Origin of the sequence: Streptomyces sp. NPDC006516 (genome assembly GCF_040611875.1) — a bacterium.
In the GTDB taxonomy this organism is placed as follows: Bacteria; Actinomycetota; Actinomycetes; order Streptomycetales; family Streptomycetaceae; genus Streptomyces.
On sequence record NZ_JBEXPD010000002.1, the window covers coordinates 386,122 to 409,391 of the forward strand.

Annotated in this window: 16 protein-coding genes; 9 read left to right on the forward strand and 7 right to left on the reverse strand. The window is 67.1% G+C overall.

What is annotated here, in order from left to right:
• Nucleotides 1–307 precede the first annotated feature (307 nt).
• The 4 genes from rplJ (at nt 308) to ABZY45_RS07920 (ending at nt 9,469) form a co-directional block, all read left to right on the forward strand.
• The gene (rplJ, locus tag ABZY45_RS07905) at nt 308–871 is read left to right on the forward strand and encodes a 50S ribosomal protein L10 (RefSeq protein WP_356737288.1); all 564 of its coding nucleotides are present in this window, start codon (nt 308–310) and stop codon (nt 869–871) included.
• Between the two features lie 85 nt (nt 872–956).
• Nucleotides 957–1,343 (forward strand): 50S ribosomal protein L7/L12, encoded by a 387-nt coding sequence (gene rplL / locus ABZY45_RS07910; RefSeq protein ID WP_356737290.1) that lies wholly within the window; start codon nt 957–959, stop codon nt 1,341–1,343.
• 611 nt (nt 1,344–1,954) lie between these two features.
• On the forward strand, nt 1,955–5,440 hold the full coding sequence (gene rpoB / locus ABZY45_RS07915) for a DNA-directed RNA polymerase subunit beta (RefSeq protein ID WP_145804069.1): 3,486 nt from the start codon (nt 1,955–1,957) through the stop codon (nt 5,438–5,440).
• Between the two features lie 129 nt (nt 5,441–5,569).
• A complete protein-coding gene (locus ABZY45_RS07920) occupies nt 5,570–9,469 on the forward strand; it encodes a DNA-directed RNA polymerase subunit beta' (RefSeq protein WP_356737292.1) in 3,900 nt (1,299 codons plus the stop codon).
• 78 nt (nt 9,470–9,547) lie between these two features.
• Here ABZY45_RS07920 and ABZY45_RS07925 read toward each other — a convergent pair whose 3' ends face one another.
• The 6 genes from ABZY45_RS07925 to ABZY45_RS07950 all read right to left on the reverse strand — a co-directional run bounded on the left by ABZY45_RS07925 (nt 9,548) and on the right by ABZY45_RS07950 (nt 16,346).
• A complete protein-coding gene (locus ABZY45_RS07925) occupies nt 9,548–10,594 on the reverse strand; it encodes a M48 family metalloprotease (protein ID WP_356737294.1) in 1,047 nt (348 codons plus the stop codon).
• A 25-nt stretch (nt 10,595–10,619) separates the two neighbouring features.
• Nucleotides 10,620–11,159: a Pycsar system effector family protein gene (locus ABZY45_RS07930; RefSeq protein ID WP_356737296.1), complete on the reverse strand. Its 540-nt coding sequence runs from the start codon at nt 11,157–11,159 to the stop codon at nt 10,620–10,622.
• On the reverse strand, nt 11,156–12,433 hold the full coding sequence (locus ABZY45_RS07935) for a hypothetical protein (RefSeq protein ID WP_356737298.1): 1,278 nt from the start codon (nt 12,431–12,433) through the stop codon (nt 11,156–11,158). The genes ABZY45_RS07930 and ABZY45_RS07935 overlap by 4 nt, the downstream gene beginning before the upstream one ends.
• A gap of 14 nt (nt 12,434–12,447) precedes the next feature.
• Nucleotides 12,448–14,499 (reverse strand): hypothetical protein, encoded by a 2,052-nt coding sequence (locus ABZY45_RS07940; protein ID WP_356737300.1) that lies wholly within the window; start codon nt 14,497–14,499, stop codon nt 12,448–12,450.
• 185 nt (nt 14,500–14,684) lie between these two features.
• A complete protein-coding gene (locus tag ABZY45_RS07945; RefSeq protein WP_356737302.1) occupies nt 14,685–15,467 on the reverse strand; it encodes a hypothetical protein in 783 nt (260 codons plus the stop codon).
• Between the two features lie 105 nt (nt 15,468–15,572).
• The gene (locus ABZY45_RS07950) at nt 15,573–16,346 is read right to left on the reverse strand and encodes a Crp/Fnr family transcriptional regulator (protein ID WP_356737304.1); all 774 of its coding nucleotides are present in this window, start codon (nt 16,344–16,346) and stop codon (nt 15,573–15,575) included.
• Between the two features lie 375 nt (nt 16,347–16,721).
• Between ABZY45_RS07950 and rpsL the strand changes: the two genes are divergently transcribed.
• From rpsL to tuf, 4 genes are all read left to right on the forward strand, one after another.
• Nucleotides 16,722–17,093, forward strand: a complete 372-nt coding sequence (gene rpsL / locus ABZY45_RS07955) for a 30S ribosomal protein S12 (RefSeq protein WP_003948652.1) — start codon at nt 16,722–16,724, stop codon at nt 17,091–17,093.
• A 2-nt stretch (nt 17,094–17,095) separates the two neighbouring features.
• Nucleotides 17,096–17,566, forward strand: a complete 471-nt coding sequence (rpsG, locus tag ABZY45_RS07960) for a 30S ribosomal protein S7 (RefSeq protein ID WP_018101248.1) — start codon at nt 17,096–17,098, stop codon at nt 17,564–17,566.
• 38 nt (nt 17,567–17,604) lie between these two features.
• Complete coding sequence (fusA, locus tag ABZY45_RS07965) at nt 17,605–19,734, forward strand: elongation factor G (RefSeq protein ID WP_356737306.1); 2,130 nt, start codon at nt 17,605–17,607, stop codon at nt 19,732–19,734.
• 158 nt (nt 19,735–19,892) lie between these two features.
• On the forward strand, nt 19,893–21,086 hold the full coding sequence (gene tuf, locus ABZY45_RS07970; protein ID WP_069171166.1) for an elongation factor Tu: 1,194 nt from the start codon (nt 19,893–19,895) through the stop codon (nt 21,084–21,086).
• A gap of 149 nt (nt 21,087–21,235) precedes the next feature.
• Here the strand turns inward: tuf and ABZY45_RS07975 are convergent, their stop codons facing one another.
• Nucleotides 21,236–21,706 carry a peptidoglycan-binding domain-containing protein gene (locus tag ABZY45_RS07975; protein ID WP_356737308.1) on the reverse strand — a complete coding sequence of 157 codons (471 nt, stop codon included), beginning with the start codon at nt 21,704–21,706 and terminating at the stop codon, nt 21,236–21,238.
• 375 nt (nt 21,707–22,081) lie between these two features.
• On the opposite strand from ABZY45_RS07975, the gene ABZY45_RS07980 reads away from it, so the two are divergent.
• Nucleotides 22,082–23,263 (forward strand): hypothetical protein, encoded by a 1,182-nt coding sequence (locus ABZY45_RS07980; RefSeq protein ID WP_356737310.1) that lies wholly within the window; start codon nt 22,082–22,084, stop codon nt 23,261–23,263.
• Nucleotides 23,264–23,270 lie beyond the last annotated feature (7 nt).

Here is a 23,270-nt window from a genome sequence, read left to right on the forward strand (position 1 = left end):
CCACCCCTCCAGCCCCTGTGAGCGGCTCCTAAACCTCTCGCACCGGTCGAACCGGGACGGATTTGCTCCGAACGGCCCCGGTCGCGTACTCTCCTGAAGAAGCCAAAGACCGCTGGTCGTTGCCGTGCCCTCGTAAGAGGAAGCGGTGACCGAAGGATCCGTCGAGAACGGGCGACCTGCGCAGGTGACTGTGGAAAGCTCCCGGATTTCATCCGGTCGAGCTACGCCCTGGCGCCTGCGCCGGGGCGTTTCGTCTTTACCGGCCCCTTCTGAGCGGTCCTCATCACCCGGAAGGAGGCCGACGCTCATGGCAAGGCCCGACAAGGCTGCCGCGGTAGCCGAGCTGACGGACCAGTTCCGCAGCTCGAACGCCGCCGTGCTGACCGAGTACCGGGGTCTCACCGTGGCCCAGCTCAAGCAGCTGCGCCGTTCGCTCGGTGAGAACGCCCAGTACGCCGTGGTGAAGAACACGCTGACCAAGATTGCGGCCAACGAGGCCGGGATCGACACGCTGGACGACCTGTTCTCGGGTCCGACGGCGGTTGCCTTCGTCACCGGTGACCCGGTGGAGTCGGCGAAGGGTCTTCGTGACTTCGCCAAGGAGAACCCCAACCTCATCATCAAGGGCGGTGTCCTTGACGGTAAGGCGCTGTCCGCCGATGAGATCAAGAAGCTCGCGGACCTCGAGTCCCGCGAGGTTCTGCTCGCCAAGCTGGCCGGCGCCATGAAGGGCAAGCAGACTCAGGCTGCGCAGCTCTTCCAGGCTCTGCCGTCGAAGTTCGTCCGCACCGCGGAAGCGCTTCGCGCCAAGAGGGCCGAGCAGGGCGGTGCCGGTACGCCGGCTCCCGCCGACGCCGAGGTGGCGGAGTAACACTCCGCCCCACGGCTCGCAGCGGGCCCGTACGCCCGCCGACATATACATCCGGCACCTGCCGAATTAGTGGAAGGACGCCATCATGGCGAAGCTCAGCCAGGAAGACCTGCTCGCCCAGTTCGAGGAGCTCACCCTCATCGAGCTCTCCGAGTTCGTGAAGGCCTTCGAGGAGAAGTTCGACGTCACCGCCGCCGCCGCGGTCGCCGTTGCGGGTCCGGCCCAGGGTGGCGGCGACGCCGGTGCCCAGGCCGAGGAGCAGGACGAGTTCGACGTCATCCTCACCGCCGCCGGTGACAAGAAGATCCAGGTCATCAAGGTCGTGCGTGAGCTGACCTCCCTGGGTCTCAAGGAGGCCAAGGACCTCGTGGACGGCGCCCCGAAGCCCGTCCTCGAGAAGGTCGCCAAGGAGGCCGCCGAGAAGGCTGCCGAGTCCCTCAAGGGCGCCGGCGCCTCCGTCGAGGTCAAGTGACCCTGCGAGTCCTCTGACTCGTAAGGCGAGTCCCTGCCGCAAGGCCGGGATGTCACATCGCAAAGGGCGATCACCCATCCGGGTGGTCGCCCTTTGGCGTGCCTCCCAGGGCTGCCTTGAACTTCCGTCCGCGGCGAGTAGGGTGATCTTCGCCGTGCGTTTCTCCGGGGCGCGCAGAGGGCAGTCAACAGGCGTCCTCCGGGCGCAGGTGAAGATCGCCGGGCGTCCGCCGGAGCCTCGGGGCCTTGACGAACCGCACGAGGCGCGCAATTCTCAGGACGCGTCATCATCTCGATCCGCATCCGAGGCATGGATCGAGAGCGAAGAGGGCAGTAAAGAAGAGCGCACACCGCGCGAGGGCTATTCATAGGTGTTGAGAACAGCTGTTGAGAGCAACGTGGGTCTCTGAGAACCCCGACTGGACATCAGTGTGGCGTTTGGCTACACTGACCCTTTGCGCTGCCTGTTAGCTGCCTCCTGCCCGTCACCAGGGGCATGCCCACGCCCAGCACCGATGACCGGATATTCCCTGACCTTGGGTTTCCTGTCTCTGTGTGCGGCATGGGGCCGGTACGCGCGTAGTGAGTCCGAGCCCTCGGAAGGACCCCCTCTTGGCCGCCTCGCGCAACGCCTCGACCTCGAATACGAACAACGGTGCCAGCACCGCCCCGCTGCGCATCTCTTTTGCAAAGATCAAGGAGCCCCTCGAGGTTCCGAACCTCCTCGCGCTGCAGACCGAGAGCTTTGACTGGCTCCTCGGCAATGCCGCCTGGAAGGCTCGCGTCGAGGCTGCTCTGGACAGCGGACAAGACGTCCCCACCAAGTCCGGCCTGGAGGAGATCTTCGAGGAGATCTCACCGATCGAGGACTTCTCCGGGTCGATGTCGCTCACGTTCCGCGACCACCGCTTCGAGCCCCCGAAGAACTCGATCGACGAGTGCAAGGAGCGCGACTTCACCTTCGCCGCGCCCCTCTTCGTCACGGCCGAGTTCACCAACAACGAGACCGGCGAGATCAAGTCCCAGACGGTCTTCATGGGCGACTTCCCGCTCATGACCAACAAGGGCACCTTCGTCATCAACGGCACCGAGCGTGTCGTCGTGTCGCAGCTCGTCCGCTCGCCGGGTGTCTACTTCGACTCCTCCATCGACAAGACGTCCGACAAGGACATCTTCTCCGCCAAGATCATCCCGTCCCGGGGTGCCTGGCTGGAGATGGAGATCGACAAGCGCGACATGGTCGGTGTCCGCATCGACCGCAAGCGCAAGCAGTCCGTCACCGTCCTCCTGAAGGCTCTCGGCTGGACCACCGAGCAGATCCTCGAGGAGTTCGGCGAGTACGAGTCCATGCGCGCCACCCTGGAGAAGGACCACACCCAGGGCCAGGACGACGCGCTGCTCGACATCTACCGCAAGCTGCGCCCGGGCGAGCCGCCCACGCGTGAGGCCGCTCAGACGCTGCTCGAGAACCTCTACTTCAACCCGAAGCGCTACGACCTCGCGAAGGTCGGCCGCTACAAGGTGAACAAGAAGCTCGGCGCCGACGAGCCGCTCGACGCCGGTGTGCTCACCAGCGACGACATCATCGCGACCATCAAGTACCTGGTGAAGCTCCACGCCGGTGAGCTCGAGACCGTCGGTGAGTCCGGCCGGACGATCGTCGTCGAGACCGACGACATCGACCACTTCGGCAACCGTCGTCTGCGTAACGTCGGCGAGCTCATCCAGAACCAGGTCCGTACGGGTCTCGCCCGTATGGAGCGTGTCGTGCGTGAGCGCATGACGACCCAGGACGTCGAGGCGATCACGCCGCAGACCCTGATCAACATCCGGCCGGTCGTCGCCTCCATCAAGGAGTTCTTCGGCACCAGCCAGCTGTCGCAGTTCATGGACCAGAACAACCCGCTGTCGGGTCTGACCCACAAGCGCCGTCTGTCGGCGCTGGGCCCGGGTGGTCTTTCCCGTGAGCGCGCCGGCTTCGAGGTCCGTGACGTGCACCCGTCCCACTACGGACGCATGTGCCCGATCGAGACCCCTGAAGGCCCGAACATCGGTCTGATCGGTTCGCTCGCCTCGTACGGCCGCGTCAACGCGTTCGGCTTCATCGAGACGCCGTACCGCAAGGTCGTCGACGGCCAGGTCACCGACGAGGTCGACTACATCACCGCCGACGAGGAAGACCGCTTCGTGATCGCCCAGGCGAACGCGACGCTCTCCGAGGACATGCGCTTCACCGAGCCGCGCGTCCTGGTCCGCCGTCGTGGCGGAGAGGTCGACTACATCCCCGGTGACGACGTCGACTACATGGACGTCTCGCCGCGCCAGATGGTGTCCGTCGCCACCGCGATGATCCCGTTCCTGGAGCACGACGACGCCAACCGTGCCCTCATGGGCGCGAACATGATGCGCCAGGCGGTGCCGCTCATCAAGTCGGAGGCGCCGCTCGTCGGCACCGGCATGGAGTACCGCTGCGCCACCGACGCCGGTGACGTCCTGAAGGCCGAGAAGGACGGTGTCGTCCAGGAGGTATCCGCGGACTACGTCACCGTCACCAACGACGACGGCACGTACACCACGTACCGCATCGCCAAGTTCTCGCGCTCGAACCAGGGCACCTCGGTCAACCAGAAGGTCGTCGTCTCCGAGGGCGACCGGGTCATCGAGGGCCAGGTCCTCGCCGACGGGCCGGCCACCGAGAACGGTGAGATGGCGCTCGGCAAGAACCTGCTCGTGGCGTTCATGCCGTGGGAGGGTCACAACTACGAGGACGCGATCATCCTGTCGCAGCGCCTCGTGCAGGACGACGTCCTCTCCTCGATCCACATCGAGGAGCACGAGGTCGACGCCCGTGACACCAAGCTGGGCCCCGAGGAGATCACCCGGGACATCCCGAACGTCTCCGAAGAGGTCCTCGCCGACCTCGACGAGCGCGGCATCATCCGTATCGGTGCCGAGGTCGTCGCCGGTGACATCCTCGTCGGCAAGGTCACGCCCAAGGGTGAGACCGAGCTGACCCCGGAGGAGCGCCTGCTCCGCGCGATCTTCGGTGAGAAGGCGCGCGAGGTGCGTGACACCTCGCTGAAGGTCCCGCACGGCGAGATCGGCAAGGTCATCGGCGTCCGCGTCTTCGACCGCGAAGAGGGCGACGAGCTGCCGCCGGGCGTGAACCAGCTGGTCCGCGTCTACGTCGCGCAGAAGCGCAAGATCACCGATGGTGACAAGCTCGCCGGCCGTCACGGCAACAAGGGCGTCATCTCCAAGATCCTCCCGATCGAGGACATGCCGTTCCTGGAGGACGGCACCCCGGTCGACATCATCCTCAACCCGCTGGGTGTCCCGTCCCGAATGAACCCGGGACAGGTCCTGGAGATCCACCTCGGCTGGCTCGCCAGCCGCGGCTGGGACGTCTCCGGCCTCGGTGACGAGTGGGCCCAGCGCCTGCAGGCCATCGGCGCCGACCAGGTCGCGCCCGGCACCAACGTCGCCACGCCCGTCTTCGACGGTGCGCGCGAGGACGAGATCTCCGGTCTCTTCGGAGCCACGATCCCGAACCGCGACGGCGACCGGCTGGTCCAGCCCTCCGGCAAGGCCCAGCTGTTCGACGGCCGCTCCGGCGAGCCGTTCCCGGACCCGGTCTCGGTCGGGTTCATGTACATCCTCAAGCTGCACCACCTGGTCGACGACAAGCTTCACGCCCGTTCGACCGGCCCGTACTCCATGATCACGCAGCAGCCGCTGGGTGGTAAGGCGCAGTTCGGTGGGCAGCGATTCGGCGAGATGGAGGTGTGGGCCCTTGAGGCTTACGGCGCCGCATACGCCCTCCAGGAACTGCTGACGATCAAGTCCGACGACGTCACCGGCCGCGTGAAGGTCTACGAGGCGATCGTCAAGGGCGAGAACATCCCCGAGCCGGGCATTCCCGAGTCCTTCAAGGTGCTCATCAAGGAAATGCAGTCGCTCTGCCTCAACGTGGAGGTGCTGTCCTCGGACGGCATGTCCATCGAGATGCGCGACACGGACGAGGACGTCTTCCGCGCGGCGGAGGAGCTCGGTATCGACCTGTCCCGGCGCGAGCCGAGCAGCGTCGAAGAGGTCTGACGGGTTGCCCGGCCGGATCCTCGTGATCCGGCCGGCCCTCCCCGGACCCGTTCAGACCATTGCTGAAGTGCCCCGATTTCTCGCGTGAAGCGAGGGGGCTCGAACCCCCGAAAGAGGGATTGACGACAAGTGCTCGACGTCAACTTCTTCGACGAGCTGCGGATCGGCCTTGCCACCGCGGACGACATCCGGACCTGGTCCCACGGCGAAGTGAAGAAGCCGGAGACCATCAACTACCGCACGCTCAAGCCCGAGAAGGACGGACTCTTCTGCGAGAAGATCTTCGGTCCGACCCGGGACTGGGAGTGCTACTGCGGCAAGTACAAGCGTGTCCGCTTCAAGGGCATCATCTGTGAGCGCTGTGGCGTCGAGGTCACGCGCGCCAAGGTGCGCCGTGAGCGCATGGGCCACATCGAGCTTGCCGCTCCCGTCACCCACATCTGGTACTTCAAGGGCGTCCCGTCGCGCCTGGGCTACCTGCTGGACCTCGCGCCGAAGGACCTCGAGAAGGTCATCTACTTCGCCGCGTACATGATCACGTTCGTCGACGAGGAGCGCCGCACCCGCGACCTCCCGTCGCTGGAGGCGCACGTCTCCGTCGAGCGCCAGCAGATCGAGAACCGCCGCGACTCGGACCTCGAGAACCGTGCCAAGAAGCTCGAGACCGACCTGGCCGAGCTCGAGGCCGAGGGCGCCAAGGCCGACGTACGCCGCAAGGTGCGCGAAGGTGCCGAGCGTGAGATGAAGCAGCTGCGCGACCGTGCGCAGCGCGAGATCGACCGTCTCGACGAGGTGTGGAGCCGCTTCAAGAACCTCAAGGTCCAGGACCTCGAGGGCGACGAGCTGCTCTACCGCGAGCTGCGTGACCGCTTCGGCACGTACTTCGACGGCTGCATGGGCGCCGCGGCGCTTCAGAAGCGCCTGGAGTCCTTCGACCTCGACGAGGAGGCCGAGCGCCTCCGCGAGATCATCCGTACCGGCAAGGGCCAGAAGAAGACCCGTGCGCTCAAGCGCCTCAAGGTCGTCTCCGCGTTCCTGCAGACCAGCAACAAGCCCAAGGGCATGGTGCTCGACTGCGTGCCGGTCATCCCGCCGGACCTGCGTCCGATGGTGCAGCTGGACGGTGGCCGCTTCGCGACCTCCGACCTGAACGACCTGTACCGCCGTGTGATCAACCGCAACAACCGCCTGAAGCGGCTTCTCGACCTCGGCGCGCCCGAGATCATCGTGAACAACGAGAAGCGCATGCTCCAGGAGGCCGTGGACGCCCTCTTCGACAACGGTCGTCGTGGTCGCCCGGTCACCGGTCCCGGTAACCGTCCCCTGAAGTCCCTCAGCGACATGCTGAAGGGCAAGCAGGGTCGTTTCCGTCAGAACCTCCTCGGCAAGCGCGTGGACTACTCCGCGCGTTCCGTGATCGTCGTCGGTCCGCAGCTCAAGCTGCACCAGTGCGGTCTGCCGAAGGCGATGGCGCTGGAGCTCTTCAAGCCGTTCGTGATGAAGCGCCTGGTGGACCTGAACCACGCGCAGAACATCAAGTCGGCCAAGCGCATGGTCGAGCGTGGCCGCACCGTCGTGTACGACGTCCTCGAAGAGGTCATCGCCGAGCACCCGGTGCTGCTGAACCGTGCGCCCACCCTGCACCGCCTCGGCATCCAGGCCTTCGAGCCGCAGCTGGTCGAGGGCAAGGCCATCCAGATCCACCCGCTCGTCTGCACCGCGTTCAACGCGGACTTCGACGGTGACCAGATGGCCGTGCACCTGCCGCTCTCCGCGGAGGCGCAGGCCGAGGCCCGCATCCTGATGCTGTCCTCGAACAACATCCTGAAGCCGGCCGACGGTCGTCCCGTCACCATGCCGACCCAGGACATGGTGCTGGGCCTCTTCTTCCTCACCACGGACGAAGAGGGCCGCAACGTCAAGGGCACGGGCCGCGCGTTCGGCTCCACGGCCGAGGCCACCATGGCCTTCGACGCCCGTGAGCTGTCACTCCAGGCGAAGGTCGACATCCGCTTCCCGGTGGGCACCATGCCCCCGCGTGGCTGGGTGCCGCCGGTCGCCGAGGAGGGCGAGCCCGAGTACCAGCCGGGTGACACCTTCCGTCTGCGTACGAGCCTGGGCCGCGCGCTCTTCAACGAGCTGCTGCCCGAGGACTACCCGTTCGTCGACTACTCGGTGGGCAAGAAGCAGCTCTCCGAGATCGTCAACGACCTGGCCGAGCGCTACCCCAAGGTCATCGTGGCGGCGACGCTCGACAACCTGAAGGCGGCCGGTTTCCACTGGGCGACCCGCTCCGGTGTGACCGTGGCCATCTCCGACGTCGTCGTGCCCGAGGCCAAGAAGGCCATCGTCAAGGGCTACGAGGAGCAGGACGAGAAGGTCCAGAAGCAGTACGAGCGCGGTCTCATCACCAAGGACGAGCGCACGCAGGAGCTCATCGCGATCTGGACCAAGGCGACCAACGAGGTTGCCGAGGCGATGAACGCGAACTTCCCGAAGACGAACCCCATCTTCATGATGGTCGACTCGGGTGCCCGAGGAAACATGATGCAGATGCGTCAGATCGCGGGTATGCGTGGTCTGGTGTCGAACGCCAAGAACGAGACGATCCCTCGTCCCATCAAGGCGTCCTTCCGCGAGGGCCTCACCGTTCTGGAGTACTTCATCTCCACGCACGGTGCCCGTAAGGGTCTGGCGGACACCGCCCTGCGTACCGCCGACTCGGGTTACCTGACCCGTCGTCTGGTGGACGTCTCGCAGGACGTGATCATCCGCGAGGAGGACTGTGGCACCGACCGCGGCCTCAAGCTGAAGATCGCCGTCAAGGGCGCCGACGGTGTCCTGCGCAAGACGGACGACGTCGAGACCTCGGTCTACGCCCGCATGCTCGCCGAGGACGTAGTCGTCGACGGCAAGGTCATCGCGCCTGCCAACGTCGACCTCGGTGACGTCCTGATCGACGCCCTCGTGGGCGCCGGCGTCGAGGAGGTCAAGACCCGCTCGGTCCTGACCTGTGAGTCCGCGGTCGGCACCTGTGCCTTCTGCTACGGACGCTCGCTCGCCACCGGCAAGCTGGTCGACATCGGTGAGGCGGTCGGCATCATCGCCGCCCAGTCCATCGGTGAGCCCGGTACCCAGCTGACGATGCGTACCTTCCACACCGGTGGTGTGGCCGGTGACGACATCACGCAGGGTCTGCCGCGTGTCGTCGAGCTCTTCGAGGCGCGTACCCCCAAGGGTGTCGCCCCGATCTCGGAGGCCAAGGGCCGGGTCCGCATCGAGGAGACCGAGAAGACCAAGAAGCTCGTCGTCACCCCGGACGACGGCAGCGAGGAGACGGCGTTCCCGATCTCCAAGCGTGCCCGTCTCCTGGTCGGCGAGGGCGACGCGGTCGAGGTGGGCCAGAAGCTCACCGTCGGTGCCACCAACCCGCACGACGTGCTGCGGATCCTCGGTCAGCGCGCGGTCCAGGTCCACCTGGTCGGCGAGGTCCAGAAGGTCTACAACTCGCAGGGTGTGTCGATCCACGACAAGCACATCGAGATCATCATCCGGCAGATGCTGCGCCGTGTGACGATCATCGAGTCCGGCGACGCGGAGCTGCTGCCGGGCGAGCTCGTCGAGCGCTCGAAGTTCGAGACCGAGAACCGTCGTGTGGTCACCGAGGGCGGTCACCCCGCCTCCGGCCGTCCGCAGCTGATGGGTATCACCAAGGCCTCGCTCGCCACCGAGTCGTGGCTGTCGGCGGCGTCCTTCCAGGAGACGACCAGGGTCCTGACCGACGCGGCGATCAACGCCAAGTCGGACTCCCTGATCGGCCTCAAGGAGAACGTCATCATCGGTAAGCTCATCCCGGCCGGTACGGGTCTGTCCCGCTACCGCAACATCCGGGTCGAGCCGACCGAGGAAGCCAAGGCCGCGATGTACTCGGCCGTCGGCTACGACGACATCGACTACTCGCCGTTCGGCACGGGCTCCGGCCAGGCCGTTCCGCTGGAGGACTACGACTACGGTCCGTACAACCAGTAAGCGAGTCGCTTGATTCGACTGAAGGGCGGTCTTCCCGTGTATGCCACGGGAGGGCCGCCCTTTGGCGTGTGCCGGTCCTCAGCGGGGCGGAAGGTAGGGCCGCAGATGGTGCAGACGGGTGGCGTGGTCCGGGTGGGAAGTCAGCAGGCGTGCGAGGGGCGGGACCTGGCCGTAGGTACGGCCGAGGGCGGTCTGGCCGGGCGTTCGGTCTGGTGCGCTGGAGTCCTCCATGAGCTCCAGAGCCTCCTGCAGCATGGGCGCGAAGCCGAGGGAGGCCGCGTGCCGGTCGGCTCGCAGCTCGGCACGGCGGCTGAGAGCGGCCATGGCGTAGGGAATGCCGAGGAGGCACAGGAGGAGGCAGAGGAGTACAGCCGCCCACCCGGTCAGAGCGATCGCGGCGGAGACCGTGACGAGCAGAGCCAGCCGGGACGAGGCACGGTGCCTGCCGCAGAACACCCGCAACAGCAGCGCTCGCGCAGCGCGGCAGACCGCGCGGCCGGGAAGGGCGTACCAGTGGGTGAGGGTCGCGGCCCAGGTGTGCCCGCCGGTGTGGTGTCCCAGCTCATGAGCGAGTACGGCCGCGAGCTGGGCCGTGGTGAGCCGCTCCAGCGCGAAGTCCGTAACGCCGATGATGTGTCCGGCGACCGTGAACGCGTTGAGGTCCTCGCTGTCCTCGACCCGGATCCGATAGCGGTGGCCGTCGATCCCGGCCCGGCCCGCGACCTCGTGCCATACGGGTTCCAGCCGGGCCCGCTCGTGGGGAAGCGGATATCTCAGTTTCAGGAAATGGCGCGCGATCATGTCCTCCGAGGGACCGTGGAAGACGAGCGCCCCCGAGGCCAGCCACACCGTCGGAGTTGTCCACGGGGGGACGCCCCAGGTGCTGTCCAGGACAAGCGCTGCGGCCAGTACCACGGCGAGGCTCAGCAGGAAACCTGGGAGGTGCAAGGCCAGCCGGCCGAGGGCGGTGGCGTCGACCCGCCGCTGGCGGGCGGCAAGATGCAGGCGCCTGCCGGGTGTGTGCTGGTAATCCAGGTCGTCGTCGGTGAGGGACTCCCCCCGACATGTGGGGGCGGGTACGCAACGGTCCTTGTGTGCGGACCGGTCCGGTGCGTGCTGAGACATATCCGTCCTCGATGCTGTAGGCGTGTCAGCCGATGGCCAGGGCAACCGGGAACATCAAGGCCCCCAGCCAGAAGGCGATGAGTCCGGCCCGGATCCATTGGTGTTTGCGAGTGGCGATCCGGCTGGTCTCTGTCAGGGCAGCCAACAGCGCGGTCATCGGTAGTTGCTCCGTCTCGGCGAGGGCCTCCGGCAGCCTGCCCAGCCGCACTGCTTGCTGGATGTCACCGAAGTAGGTGAGTGGTGCGCCCGGGCTCCAGGCGCGGACCCGGTAGCGGGGCAGCACGACGAGCGACAGGGACAACAAGGCCGCTGTGAGCAGCGTGGCGCCGCCCCACCACAGGTACGCGCCGGGTCGCGCGAGCCTGTCCGGTGTCCAGTCCTGGCTGACGAGGACAGCACTGATGACACCTGCGCTCATGCCCAGCGCGGCCACCACGACAGCGGCTTTGCTGTCGGCCCGGGAGATCTCCGTCCTCAGATCGGCGAGGAGTCGAGTGGCGGCCTCCGTACCCGGTACGGCCCCCTGCGGCAGCGGAGGCGCCGGCTCGCGCCGGAGACGCGTCATCGGTCTTCCCCGGTGCGCAGCCCAGGGCGGGTGCCTGGCATTTCGGGCCGGGAGGGTGGAACGGAGGGACACAGGCCTGCGGCGTACTCCTCGGCGGAGTCAGCCCGGAGAGTGGGCGGTTCCGTCCGTTCGTACGGAGCTTCCTGCTCCCCCGAGGCCGTGAGGACGGTCCCTACCGTCTCGCCGGGCGGCCATTCCGTCACCGGCAGGCGGGGGACGGCCGGACCGTGCTCCGTGCCGGGCAGCTGTTGGTTCAGGATGTCGCTCAGAGCGCGTAGCGCCAGGTCCTTCGGCCCAGCCAGTTCGTATCCCTCTGCGCCGTCATCGCTGAGAAGTCTGGTGACCATGTCCACCTTGGCGCGGATCATGTTCACCTGGTCGTCACGGAGGCTGTTCATCACGAGCCGGGAGTCCTCGGGGTGCTCGGACAGGTGCAGGGCCCAGGCCCGGACGCCACCTTGCTCCAACTGGCTCTGATAGAAGTCGATCTTCTCCAGCTCCGCCTGCCGGAGTTCCGCGCGCCATTGCTGCTGCTGGAGGAGTTCCTTCTGCTGGTGCAGCCCCTGGGCGAGGACACGCTCGGCGTGGAGCGCGTCCTGTTGCCGTGTGCGTCGGTCGACTTCCACGTCGTGTTCCAAGGCCCACCGTTCGTCGAGAATTCGCTCGGCGGCGGCGTGCTCGATCGCCTGCATCCGTCGTTGGTGGCCGACGTTCTCTGCATCCCGATGAAGCCGCAGCGTCCAGGTGACCAGGAGGCCTGCCGCGTGGCCTAGGGCACCCCACGCCCTCGCGGCTCTCAGCAGCTTCTCCTCGGCGTCCGCGCTCTTGGCGACAGAGAAGTGCCTTGTCGCCGGGCGGGCGGCTTGCTCGAGTTCATTCAGCAGCAGGCGTGGGACGTCGCGGTGCCCGGTGCGGACGAAGACGGCGGGGTCGCCGACCTGCCAGGCGAGCTCCACAGCGGCTTCGAATTCCAGGGCGTCGTTGCTGCTGGGCAACGCCAGGCGTGCGTGGACTGGGTGAACGCCCATGTCCACTTCGTACACCGCGGTGTAGCGATTGCGGATGATCTCGGTCCGGCTTGGTCGCAGCGGAGGCAGCCACGCGGTGTACTCGCCGGTGCGGGCAGAGAAGACCAGGGCGTGGTCGATGCGCGTGTGCCGGTGGGGAACGAAGCCTGAGCGAGGTAACTGGCGGACCGTCAGTACGGGATCGTGCAGCACGGTGTGCCGGTCGGCGTGCTGGTCCCATTCGGGCGCGCGGCGAAAGTGGCCCATGACTCGGAACTCCTTCAGCGATGGTTGGTCGGTGGTGAGGCGGAGGGCACCGCAGCCAGTAGGCGGGAAGCCACGGAGGGCGGGACGCCGTCCTCCCCGGGCATCGTGCGCAGAAGGTGCTCGACGCGCCGGCGCTCCGAGGCGTCCACCGCCAGGGCGGGCAGCAGCCCGGCCAGAGCGTGTTCGGTCCAGGGGTCACGGTCGGCCGATAGCACCCACTGGCGTAGGAGGCGGAGGGCGCGGTCACGGTGTACTCGGTCGCTCAGTGCCGCACGCCAGAGCGTGGCGATGTGCCGGGCCGCCCGGCTTTCCGATGCGTCGGTACGGGCATACCAGTCGAGTACGAGTGGCCGGCCCAGAGGGTCGTCCTCAGGCGTGTGTCTGCATGCGCCGAGGAACCCACTGACGGCGAGGAAGAAGGCGGGTCGGTCCTGTTCAAGGGCCCTGAGAGATTCGGCGAGCACCGCTTCACCGGCTGTGGACAACAGCAGCAGTTCGACTGCCTCGGCCAGTGCTTCGGCCAGCCGGGCTCCGTCCTTCGCTCCGCTCTCGTCCTGGGTGACCTCGGTCTCGTCCAGATCCCCGTGGCGGGCCGCAGCCCGCAACGCTGCCATGGTTTCCGTGGGGCGCTCGGGCCCGATCAGCCCGTGCGTACGGATGGCCACCCAGCGCAGGTGCGGCGTGCGGCCGTCACACCATGCGTCGAGGATGCGCGGCACGTTCGGTGTTCCCACATTGTGGGCCAGAGCCAGGGTGTTCACTGCGACGGACCGAGGGCGGAACTCCTTCGATGCCGCCCAGGGCTCGATGACCAAGGCCATGGCGGACGGCAGATCGCTGTGGGCCAGTACGGCAGCAACGGAGGCGGCACGGGTGCGTACCAGGGGCCTGCCGTCCTTCGCCAGATCTCGTAGCCATCGAACCAGCGCGGGGCGCGCCGATGGATGGCTGGTCCAGACCTCTTGCAGGATGATGAGCGCCGTCCGATCATCCTGGTACCGAGCCTTCACCTGCCGTACGGGCCCCCATTCGGTGGGTTCCTCAGCCTCGTACTGGCGCGCGCGTGCCCGTTGTAGACGTTTGCCGATGTGTGTGCCGAAGACAGGGACCGCGGCCTGCACCTTGGTGTTGACCGTCTGCTGGAGGTGGATGTACAGGCCGTCGCTCACTTCGGCCGTCAGTGCGTACGGTCCCTCGTCGAAGGCCGCAAGAGCGATGAGGAATGCCTTCTCCCTCAGATGCAGGTTCAGGTCGTCCTCCTCGAACCACTCCCGGATCTGTTCCTTCAGAGCCTGCAGGGAGTAGTCCTCCACCTGCCGTTCGTCGACGTCCTGTGTCGAGTACCTGGCAAGAACCGATGCGAACGACGCGGTCTCGCGGGGCTGGTGGTCGCGCGCGAGGAACGCTTCGACAGCGGGGAGTGACAACAAGCCTGCCGCGGTGTCGGTGCTCACCAGGGTCCGCAGATGCGCTCGGAGGATGTCTGCCGGGGGTGGGGGCCGCCAGCGATGAGGTACGACGTCCTCAAGGGCCGTTCGGGGATCGACTGTGATCACCAGGAACTGGTTCCGTTGAGCTAGCCGGTCGCGCACGGCCAACAGGTTCGCCTCTGTCAGAGGACCCGTTCCGGTTGCCAGGTCGCACAGCACATGGCCCCGAGTCTCGCTGCTGCCCTCCTCGTCCGCGTCGGGCACCAGAGCGTCGAGCGGAGTGTCGCGGGCCACGGCGCGCACCGGCGTAGCCCCGAGCCGGTGCAGAAGCATGAGGGCGGCCGTGCGCCGGCCCGATGACGGGGGCCCGCCAATGACCAGTACGTGCTCCTCGCCCAGGAGCTGAACGAGCTCGGCGAACGCAGGGCCGGGGTCGGCGAAACACTCGGCGAGCTGGTCGAGCGCGGCTGGAGGTATGGCTCCGGAGGAGTGGGAGGCCGAGCGGCCTCCGAACCGATAATGGACGTGGGTCGTCGCCTCCAGGTGGACTGCGCCGTGGAATGTGCCTCCGCCGATGCCGTGGTTGTCGCCGCCCAGCACGCCACCGGCGACACGCGCCCCGGCCCCGAAGTTCATCGCCCGTGGGATGTGGTCCCTCAGATCCCGGCGTGCCGCCCACGCGTCCTGCGGCCGGTCCGCCGGGTGCTCGGGCTCCGGCTGTTCCCGAAGGGGTGGAGCCTCAGCGTCCCGAGGGTGGCCGTCCTTCGAATCTGCGGCTTCGGCCCGTTGACCGTTCGCCCTGTCGTCGCTCATCCCCGGCGTCATCCGCCGAGGTGGATGTCGCCGTGAAATGTGCCGCCGCCGATGCCGTGGTTGTCGCCCCCGACCACACCACCGTTCACCGTGGCCCCGCCGAGGTCGAAGGTGGTACGAGGAGCGGGAGTGAGGGCCTCGGATACCGACCGGGTGGCGTGATCGGTGGACACCGGAGCGGGCGCGCCCGCTCCGGTGCTCCCGGGCTGCGCGGTGCTTCGAGGGACCGGGCCATGGATCCATGCCGGGAGCGGCCCGTTCTTGCTGTCCAGCGTCACAGCGTGGAACTCGTCCGCCGGGACACCGGTGTGGTCGTGCCGCACCACACCTCGGTAGACAGGCTCTGCCACGCACAGAGCGAAGTCGGTCTTGCGCTCACGCAGCGCTTGGCGGAGCACCGTGGCGTCCAGCAGTCTGCAGGCGTGGTTGAGGTCGGAACCCACCCATCCTCCGCCGCCCTCCACAGTCACATACCCGGAAGCGACCACGGCCCTGAGCCGCATCTGAGCCGAAGCCGCTGCCATGCGGTTCATCCCCCGCAGCTGGGCGGGGACGAAAGTGAGCAGGGTTCGCAGCAGCGCCGTCAGCGACGCGTTGGCATCGATCAGCTCCATCACGCTGTCGCCGCGGTCGGCGCGCCGCCGCGAGGTCTCCTCAATGCCTGCAGCCAGCAGCGTGCGGTCGGTGAGGTCGAAGAGCATGCGGCGCAGGTATGCCTGCTCGACGTCGTCGCGGTCGCTGTACCTCTCGATGTCGATGAGCAGAATCGTGCTGTTCACAGGGTCGGACATGACTGCCTCTCGCCGACGGCCGGGTGGAGGCAAAAGCGTGCTACGCGCCGGGATACGGGAGTGAGGGCAGACGACGCAGCCGCACTGTGAACACGTGCACAGACATCAAGTGGCCGGTGTGCTTTCCACGGGAGGCGCGCTGGGGGGAGAGGGCCGTTCGCCGAATGCCGGGTCGGAAGAGCGCGCGATGAGCCGCAAAGCGTTGGGCCGGATGATCACGAGTGCCTTGCGGCCGGTGGTTACGATGCCGCGCTCTCTGAAGTCCTTGAGTAGCCTTTGCACCATTTCCCTGGAGGACCCGACCGCGCCGGCCAGCTCCTGCTTGCTGAGCGGTACCTCGATCTCGATGCCTTCCTCGGTTCGGCGCCCGTGTGTGCGGATGAGATCCAGGAGGAGGACCGCGAAGCGCTCGCGCACGCTCATGGCGGCGAACTCCAGCCTGCGCTGGTCAGCCGCGCGGGTCCGGTCAGAGGTCAGCCCGAGGAGGGTGAGGGAGACACCGGGGGAGCAGGTGACGAATTCCCGGAACCGTCCGTGCTCGATGAGGACCGCCCGTACCGGCGCCAGGGTGGTCACCGTAGCTGCTCGCGGGCGGCCGGTCAGGGCGGCGGACTCGCCGACAATGTCACCGGGGCCTCTAAGCGCCAGCAGCGCTTCGTAGCCGTTCGCGGCGGAAGCTGTCACCTTCGTCCAGCCGTGGAGGATCAGCAGCACGTGGGACGAGGGCTCGTACTGATGCATCAGTGCTGTTCGGGCGGCGAAGGAAAGCTCTCTTCCCAGTGTGAGCAGCCTTGCCCGTTCGTCCCGCTCCAGCCGGGCGAGGAAGGGCACCCGGTCGTCGAGTCCGCCGTCACTGGGCAGCGACGCGGCTGCAGGCATGCAGTCCCCCGATCTTCCGGCGCGGCGTTCAATGTACTGACGAATCGCACGGGCCTGCCTAGGTGCGGCAATATCCGGCCATGGCGCTGGCCTCCGAGCACCGCAGGGCGGGGAGGGAGGGGGGCACCCTGTCCGGGTGGTCTCCATTTGTTTTGACCCAGCTCCGTGAGGTAGGTACGCTCAAGCCTTGTGCCTGGGGTGTGCCTGGGCTCGGGTGCGTGTCCTCTGCCGCACGGCGAGTCCGTAAGTGGCCACCGCAATCTGTCTTTCCTCTGTCTTACCGCAGAGGCTTGCAGTATTCGACACACCCGACCGCGTGGGTCGGCGAGTGTTCCAGGTTAGTTTCACGAACGGCACACAGAAACCGGAGAAGTAGTGCCTACGATCCAGCAGCTGGTCCGGAAGGGCCGGCAGGACAAGGTCGAGAAGAACAAGACGCCCGCGCTCGAGGGTTCGCCCCAGCGTCGTGGTGTCTGCACGCGTGTGTTCACGACCACCCCGAAGAAGCCGAACTCGGCGCTCCGTAAGGTCGCGCGTGTGCGTCTGACCTCCGGCATCGAGGTCACGGCCTACATCCCGGGTGAGGGGCACAACCTGCAGGAGCACTCCATCGTGCTCGTGCGTGGTGGCCGTGTGAAGGACCTGCCGGGTGTTCGTTACAAGATCATCCGCGGCTCGCTCGACACCCAGGGTGTCAAGAACCGCAAGCAGGCCCGCAGCCGCTACGGCGCCAAGAAGGAGAAGTAAGAATGCCTCGTAAGGGCCCCGCCCCGAAGCGCCCGGTCATCATCGACCCGGTCTACAGCTCTCCTCTTGTCACCTCGCTGATCAACAAGATCCTGCTCGACGGCAAGCGTTCCACCGCCGAGCGGATCGTGTACGGCGCCATGGAAGGCCTCCGCGAGAAGACCGGCGCTGACCCGGTCATCACGCTGAAGCGCGCGCTTGAGAACGTCAAGCCCTCGCTCGAGGTCAAGTCCCGCCGTGTCGGTGGCGCCACCTACCAGGTGCCGATCGAGGTCAAGCCCGGTCGCGCTGCCACCCTCGCTCTGCGCTGGGTCGTCGGTTACTCCCGTGCCCGTCGCGAGAAGACCATGACCGAGCGCCTCATGAACGAGCTGCTCGACGCCTCCAACGGTCTTGGCGCTGCCGTCAAGAAGCGCGAGGACACCCACAAGATGGCCGAGTCCAACAAGGCCTTCGCGCACTACCGCTGGTAGTCGCTCACCCCATCGAGACCGAGAGAAGATTGAGCCTTATGGCCACCACTTCGCTTGACCTGGCCAAGGTCCGCAACATCGGGATCATGGCCCACATCGACGCGGGCAAGACGACCACCACTGAGCGGATCCTCTTCTACACCGGCGTTTCTTACAAGATCGGTGAAGTCCACGACGGCGCTGCCACGATGGACTGGATGGAGCAGGAGCAGGAGCGCGGCATCACGATCACGTCCGCCGCGACGACCTGTCACTGGCCGCTCAATGATGTTGACCACACCATCAACATCATCGACACCCCGGGCCACGTGGACTTCACCGTCGAGGTGGAGCGTTCGCTCCGCGTCCTCGACGGTGCCGTCACCGTGTTCGACGGTGTGGCCGGCGTCGAGCCCCAGTCCGAGACCGTCTGGCGTCAGGCGGACCGCTACGGCGTGCCGCGTATCTGCTTCGTCAACAAGCTCGACCGTACGGGTGCCGAGTTCCACCGTTGTGTCGACATGATCGTCGACCGCCTCGGTGCGGTTCCGCTCGTCATGCAGCTCCCCATCGGCGCCGAAGCCGACTTCAAGGGCGTCGTCGACCTCGTGTCGATGAAGGCCTTCGTGTGGCCCGAAGAGGCCGCCAAGGGCGAGATGTACAACACGGTCGAGATCCCGGACACGCACAAGGAGGCCGCCGAGGAATGGCGCGGCAAGCTCCTTGAGGCCGTGGCCGAGAACGACGAGGAGATGATGGAGCTGTACCTCGAGGGCAACGAGCCCTCCGAGGAGCAGCTGCACGAGGCGATCCGCAGGATCACCCTCGCGTCGAAGGGCTCGGCCGACTCCGTCACCGTGACCCCCGTGTTCTGTGGCACCGCGTTCAAGAACAAGGGCGTCCAGCCCCTGCTCGACGCGGTCGTCCGCTACCTGCCTTCCCCCCTGGACGTCGAGGCCATCGAGGGCCACGACGTCAAGGACCCGGAGCTGGTCATCAAGCGCAAGCCTTCGGACGACGAGCCGTTCTCCGGCCTCGCGTTCAAGATCGCGAGTGACCCGCACCTCGGCAAGCTCACCTTCGTCCGGATCTACTCCGGTCGCCTCGAGGCCGGCACCGCGGTGCTGAACTCGGTCAAGGGCAAGAAGGAGCGCATCGGCAAGATCTACCGTATGCACGCGAACAAGCGTGAGGAGATCGCGTCGGTGGGCGCCGGTGACATCGTCGCCGTCATGGGCCTGAAGCAGACCACCACGGGTGAGACGCTGTCCGACGACAAGAACCCGGTCATCCTGGAGTCCATGGACTTCCCGGCGCCGGTCATTCAGGTCGCCATCGAGCCCAAGTCCAAGGGTGACCAGGAGAAGCTGGGTGTCGCCATCCAGCGCCTCTCGGAGGAGGACCCCTCCTTCCAGGTTCACTCCGACGAGGAGACCGGCCAGACCATCATCGGTGGTATGGGCGAGCTTCACCTCGAGGTGCTCGTCGACCGCATGAAGCGCGAGTTCCGCGTCGAGGCGAACGTCGGCAAGCCCCAGGTCGCTTACCGCGAGACGATCCGCAAGACCGTCGAGCGCATCGACTACACGCACAAGAAGCAGACTGGTGGTACCGGCCAGTTCGCGAAGGTGCAGATCGCCCTCGAGCCCATCGAGGGTGGCGACGCCTCCTACGAGTTCGTCAACAAGGTCACCGGTGGCCGCATCCCCCGTGAGTACATTCCCTCGGTGGACGCGGGTGCTCAGGAAGCCATGCAGTTCGGCATCCTGGCCGGTTACGAGATGGTCGGCGTCCGCGTCACCCTTCTCGACGGTGGTTACCACGAGGTCGACTCCTCGGAGCTCGCCTTCAAGATCGCCGGTTCGCAGGCGTTCAAGGAGGGTGCCCGCAAGGCGTCCCCCGTGCTCCTCGAGCCGATGATGGCCGTCGAGGTCACCACGCCCGAGGACTACATGGGCGATGTCATCGGCGACCTCAACTCCCGCCGTGGCCAGATCCAGGCCATGGAGGAGCGCAGCGGCGCTCGCGTCGTGAAGGGCCTCGTGCCTCTCTCGGAGATGTTCGGCTACGTCGGAGACCTCCGCAGCAAGACCTCGGGTCGCGCAAGCTACTCGATGCAGTTCGACTCCTACGCCGAGGTTCCGCGGAACGTCGCCGAGGAGATCATCGCGAAGGCCAAGGGCGAGTAACTCTTCCGAGCTCACGCTTTAGGCTTGTCACCGGAGCCCGGTAGGGCATTCGTCGCAGCGCGCAAGCAGCGCGGCGAATGCCCCCGGCACCGGCATTCCAGCAAAGATCACCTGGCGCCGATGAAGCAAGGCGTACAGAACCACTCAGGAGGACCCCAGTGGCGAAGGCAAAGTTCGAGCGGACTAAGCCGCACGTCAACATCGGCACCATCGGTCACATCGACCACGGTAAGACGACCCTCACGGCCGCCATTACCAAGGTGCTGCACGACGCGTACCCGGACCTGAACGAGGCCTCGGCCTTCGACCAGATCGACAAGGCTCCTGAAGAGCGCCAGCGCGGTATCACGATCTCGATCGCGCACGTCGAGTACCAGACGGAGTCGCGTCACTACGCGCACGTCGACTGCCCGGGTCACGCCGACTACATCAAGAACATGATCACGGGTGCGGCGCAGATGGACGGCGCCATCCTCGTGGTCGCGGCCACCGACGGCCCGATGCCGCAGACCAAGGAGCACGTGCTCCTGGCCCGCCAGGTAGGCGTGCCGTACATCGTTGTCGCGCTGAACAAGGCCGACATGGTGGACGACGAGGAGATCCTGGAGCTCGTCGAGCTCGAGGTCCGTGAGCTCCTCTCCGAGTACGAGTTCCCGGGCGACGACCTTCCGGTCGTCAAGGTCTCGGCGCTCAAGGCCCTCGAGGGCGACGCTGAGTGGGGCCAGACCGTTCTCGACCTGATGAAGGCCGTCGACGAGTCCATCCCGCAGCCCGAGCGTGACGTCGAGAAGCCGTTCCTCATGCCGATCGAGGACGTTTTCACGATCACCGGTCGCGGTACGGTCGTCACCGGCCGTATCGAGCGTGGTGTCCTCAAGGTCAACGAGACCGTTGACATCGTGGGCATCAAGCAGGAGAAGACCACCACCACGGTCACCGGCATCGAGATGTTCCGCAAGCTGCTCGACGAGGGCCAGGCCGGTGAGAACGTCGGTCTGCTGCTTCGTGGCATCAAGCGCGAGGACGTCGAGCGCGGCCAGGTCATCATCAAGCCGGGTTCGGTCACGCCGCACACCGAGTTCCAGGCCCAGGCCTACATCCTGTCGAAGGACGAGGGTGGCCGTCACACCCCCTTCTTCAACAACTACCGCCCGCAGTTCTACTTCCGTACCACGGACGTGACGGGCGTTGTGACCCTTCCCGAGGGCACCGAGATGGTCATGCCGGGTGACAACACCCTCATGGACGTCGCGCTGATCCAGCCGGTCGCCATGGAAGAGGGCCTGAAGTTCGCCATCCGTGAGGGTGGCCGGACCGTGGGCGCCGGCCAGGTCACCAAGATCGTCAAGTAGTCACTTGACCGTCTGACCTGGTTGCTCCGCACAGAGCACCAGAAGGGCCCCGCACTTCTCGCGAGAGAGGTGCGGGGCCCTTCGCCGTGCGCGGTACGGGGCTGGTCATGTGCTGTCGTGCGGGGTTGATCCAGGGCCGTCCGGCAGGATCAGGTGAGGAGGCAGCCGTCGGGGCAGACGTTCGCCGCACGCTTGAAGGCGGCCTGGGTCTCCGGCCCGGCGTCGCCGTCGATCGATCCGGTGTAGCCGTAGAACCGCTTGAGGTAGCGCTGAAGGGCCTTCACGGTGTTGGGGCCGACGTCGCCGTCGATCGAGTCGGTGTAGGTGTAGTGCTCCTTGAGGAAGCGCTGCATCGCCATCCAGCTCTCCGGGCCGAGCAGTCCGTCGATGCGGCCGTTGTAGTCCCAGCGAGCCGCCAGTGCGCGCTGGACGTTCTTGGCCTGCGTGGTGCTCAGGCCGAGGTTGACGGTCGCGAGCACGCCGGCCTCGGCGCTCGCCACCGCCGGGGTGCTCTGTGCGGGTGCCGCGAAGCCGGCTCCGGCTCCGGCGAGGCTGCCGACGGCGATCCCGGCGACCGCGGTGAGGCTGACGAGCGTCCTTGCCATGGCCCTCTGTCGCATGTGTTCCCCCATGAGGTCGTGGAGCGGCTCGCCGTCCCACGGGCCCTCAGTCGCCGGGCCGTGCGCCGGTTGCCGCTCGTCGGTGCGGCGGGGGTCACGCCCCCGGCCGCGTCGTCCCCGAGCATCGCCCAGCCCGGGCGCGGGCAGCCAGGCTGTTGGGCTCAGGCGCAAAGGCCCTGGCGGCGAGGGGGAAGCGCTTGCACCGGGCGCTCTCGCGCCGGGTGCAGCACGCGACTTCAGGCCGGCCGTGCAGGGTGGTTCGCCTGGGCGGGGAGCGTCACGTGATCGTCACCGTTGGCCTCGCACTCTTGTCCGTGTGAGCGCGGCGGCGTGAACTGGTGGGGGCAGAGTCGTGTGGGGGAGTGGAACAGAACAGTGAGCACCAGAACTCCGGCAGGAGAGCCGTCCGAGCGTCCGGACGAGGGGGGTGCCGTCTCCGACGAACAGTGGGAGGAATTCCTCCGGAAGGCCGGGAGCGGCGGGGGTGACGTGCCGAAGGAGCCCTCGGCCCGTGCCCGCATGGTCACCGCGCGTCTGCGCGCGCTCGACGAGGAGGCTGCCGCGAGTGGGCGGCGCCCGGGCCGGAGGAACAAGCCGGCCGAAGCGTGGCAGCCCGACGGGTGGCGCACCGGGCCCTCCGGGCAGCCGAGCAGCCGGCGCAGGAAGCGCAAGCGTCTTGCCGGAGTCCTGGGGATCGTTCTGGTCGCGGTAGCCCTCGTGGTCACCATGCGGCCCAGCCTGCTGACCGACCACCTGCCCGGAGGGGGCGACTCCGTGGACGCGGCGCCGCTGCCGGCCGAGACCGCACCGCCGACCGCCGAGCCCGCCGAGGGGGCCGATCTGGAGATGCCGACGCCCGAGCACCCCTTCCTGGGCTCGCCAGCGCTCCGCTGGGCGGACGGGGCGGCGGGGATCGAGATCCCGGAGGCCGAGGCGGTGGGAGGGATGAGCAAGGGCGAGGTCGAGCAGGCACTGCGGGCCACCCGGCAGTTGCTCATCTCAGCGAACCTCGCCCCGGGCACCCTGCGCGGCGAGCGGCCCGAGGAGGCGCTGGACCTGATCGACCCCTTGCAGAAGGGGGAGCGGGCTCGGCTCGAACGGTCACTCGCGGAGCCCGGCGAGGAGCTGGATCCGCTGATGCTGTTCAGCCGGTTCGACCCGGACGAGATCCAGCTGGTGGGGGACGTCGTCAAGACGCGCGGGCGGATGACCTTCGAAGCGGGCCCCACCGGCTCCGTGGAGGTGCACGCCGACTACACCTTCGTCTACCCGCTGGTGCGGGTGGGCGGGGACGAGGTGGCGCGCACGCTCGTGCGGCGGAAGCTCACGACGGCGCTGCACGACCCGGAGCGGTTCGTGGCGACGCCCGGCAAGCTTTCCATCGTCAGCTCGCAGCAGAACGTCGGCAACACCGACTGCGAGCTGAACGACGGCTTCCTGCACCCGTCCTTCCCGAGCGACAGGAAGGACCCCAGCCCCGCCGGGCCCGACGTGGACCCCTACGACCGCAGGGAGTGGCAGCCCGACGGGTCCTGCGGCACGGTCACGCGTACGTGAGGGTGGC